We start from the raw sequence: 2,712 nt of genomic DNA on the forward strand, positions 1-2,712 counted from the left end.
CCCCCGGGACTGTTCATGGCCTGTTCACCGGAGGATGGGAAAACGAGAAGTCGTGGTCCGTAACGCGTCCATCCAATGATGGAGAATGAAAGCCCAGCCCGGCGTAGAAGGAGACCACATGCTGTTGACCCCTGATGCTCCGCGGGAGAACCTGCGCGAATTCATCGACAAACTGCGCAACGGCGGATACACCGTCTCCGACGGGCATACCCCGGACCCGGACCTGATCGACCCCCAGGGTCGGGCCGTGGAGACCTGGCAGGAGGACTACCCCTACGAGTCGCGACTGTCCCGTGAGGAATACGAGCTCGAGAAGTACAAGCTGCAGATCGAACTGCTGAAGCTGCAGTACTGGGGCGAGGACACCGACCAGCGGCACATCATCGTCTTCGAGGGCAGGGACGCGGCCGGCAAGGGTGGCACCATCAAGCGCTTCACCGAGCATCTGAACCCGCGGACAGCCCGCGTGGTGGCGCTGAACAAGCCCTCGGACCGGGAGCAGGGTCAGTGGTACTTCCAGCGCTACATCAACTATTTCCCGACCGAGGGCGAGATCGTGCTCTTCGACCGCTCCTGGTACAACCGCGCCGGGGTGGAGCGGGTCATGGGTTTCAGCTCAGACGACCAGTACACGACCTTCATGAACCAGGTGCCGCTGTTCGAGAAGATGCTCGTGGATGACGGGATCCACCTGACCAAGTTCTGGTTCTCGGTGACGCAGTCCGAACAGCGTACGCGCTTCGCCATCCGTCAGATCGACCCGGTACGCCAGTGGAAGCTGTCCCCGATGGACCTGGAGTCACTGGACCGTTGGGAGGACTACACGGCCGCCAAGGAGGCCATGTTCCTCCACACGGACACGGACCACGCGCCGTGGACCACCATCCGCTCCAATGACAAGAAGCGAGCTCGGCTGAACGCCATGCGCTACTTCCTGTCCAAGTTCGAGTACGACGGCAAGGACCACGAGGTCATCGGTATCCCGGACCCGCTCATCGTCCGCCGGGGACGCGACGCCGTCGGTGACTGACGCGCGGCCGGCCAGTCCTGCGCCGGTCCGGCCTTGGACCGGCGGTCAGTGGGGCCTGCGACCGCGTAGGCTGGAGCACGGTCGCACCGCCCCTCCTCGGGCGGAGGCCCACCCCCTGTTGGTAGCAGCACCGAGCGTGCTGGGAAGGAATGGCATGAAGGCTGACATCGGCGTCACGGGACTAGCGGTCATGGGGGCCAATCTGGCCCGGAACTTCGCGCGGAACGGCTACACCGTGGCCCTGCACAACCGCAGCCGAGCCAGAACCGATGCGCTCGTGGCCGAGCACGGCAACGAGGGTACCTTCATCCCCACGGAGACGCTGACCCAACTGGTCGAGAACCTGGCCGTGCCGCGCCGCGTGCTCATCATGGTCAAGGCCGGTCAGCCCGTGGATGACGTCATCGACCAGCTGGTGCCGATGCTGGCACCCGGCGACATCGTCATCGACGCCGGGAACTCCCACTACGAGGACACCCGCCGCCGCGAAGCCGCCCTGGCCGCGAAGGACCTGCACTTCGTCGGGATCGGCGTGTCCGGCGGCGAGGAGGGTGCGCTCAACGGTCCGGCGATCATGCCCGGCGGGCCGAAGGAGTCCTACGAGGCACTCGGTCCCTTGTTGGAGGACATCTCGGCCCACTACGAGGGCGATCCGTGCTGTGCCTGGATCGGCACCGATGGCGCCGGTCACTTCGTCAAGATGGTCCACAACGGCATCGAGTACGCGGACATGCAGGTCATCGGCGAGGCCTATGACCTGTTGCGCTCGGTGGGCGGGATCGAGCCGGCCGACCAGGCCGGGATCTTCCGCTCATGGAACTCCACCGACTTGGCGTCCTACCTGATCGAGATCACGGCCGAGGTCCTCGGACACGTGGACGCCCAGACCGGCAAGCCACTCGTGGACGTGATCGTGGACCAGGCGGGTCAGAAGGGCACCGGCCGCTGGACCGCCATCTCCGGGTTGGACCTCGGCTCGCCCATCGGGGCGATCGCCGAATCCGTCTTCGCCCGATCACTGTCCAGCCAGTCAGAGATCCGTGCCACCGCCCAGCAGATGCTGGCCGCGGGCACCGGCTCGGTGCCCGCCCCGCAGGACGCGGACCGGGATGCCTTCGTGGAGGACGTCCGTCTGGCGCTGTACGCCTCCAAGCTCGTGTCTTACGCCCAGGGTCTGGACATGCTCACGGCAGCCGCCGCCGAGTACGGCTGGTCGCTGGACCTGGGCACCATCGCCTCGCTCTGGCGGGACGGGTGCATCATCCGTGCCGACCTGCTCGACGTCATCATGAAGGCATTCGGCGGCCGGGACACCTCCCGCCACCCGGAACCCGGCACCACCGCCGAGGGCCAGCCGTCCAATCTGCTGTTCGCCCCGGAGTTCCGGGATGCGATCGCCGCCGCGCTGCCGGCCTGGCGCCGCGTGGTCGCCACCGCCGTGGCCGCCGGGGTGCCGGTGCCGGTCTTCTCCTCGGCCCTGTCCTACTATGACGGGCTGCGCCGTGATCGCCTGCCCGCCGCCCTGACCCAGGGCCTGCGCGACTATTTCGGCGCGCACACCTACCGCCGCGCTGACCGCGAGGGCACCTTCCACACCTTGTGGTCGGGGGACCGCAGCGAGATCGAGGCCTGAGGCCCAGCCCTCGTCCTCACGGAGTACGACGACGGCCGGCACCTTCTAC

The 2,712-nt window shown here is 67.0% G+C and carries 2 protein-coding genes; both read left to right on the forward strand.

Going from position 1 to position 2,712, the window contains the following annotated elements; all coding sequences use genetic code 11:
* Nucleotides 1-118 precede the first annotated feature (118 nt).
* Nucleotides 119-1,030 carry a polyphosphate kinase 2 gene (ppk2, locus tag ABD134_RS03080; protein ID WP_344226608.1) on the forward strand — a complete coding sequence of 304 codons (912 nt, stop codon included), beginning with the start codon at nt 119-121 and terminating at the stop codon, nt 1,028-1,030.
* 154 nt (nt 1,031-1,184) lie between these two features.
* Nucleotides 1,185-2,663, forward strand: a complete 1,479-nt coding sequence (gndA, locus tag ABD134_RS03085; protein WP_344226610.1) for an NADP-dependent phosphogluconate dehydrogenase — start codon at nt 1,185-1,187, stop codon at nt 2,661-2,663.
* Nucleotides 2,664-2,712: the final 49 nt, after the last annotated feature.

Source organism: Citricoccus alkalitolerans, from assembly GCF_039528175.1.
Classification (GTDB): domain Bacteria; phylum Actinomycetota; class Actinomycetes; order Actinomycetales; family Micrococcaceae; genus Citricoccus; species Citricoccus alkalitolerans.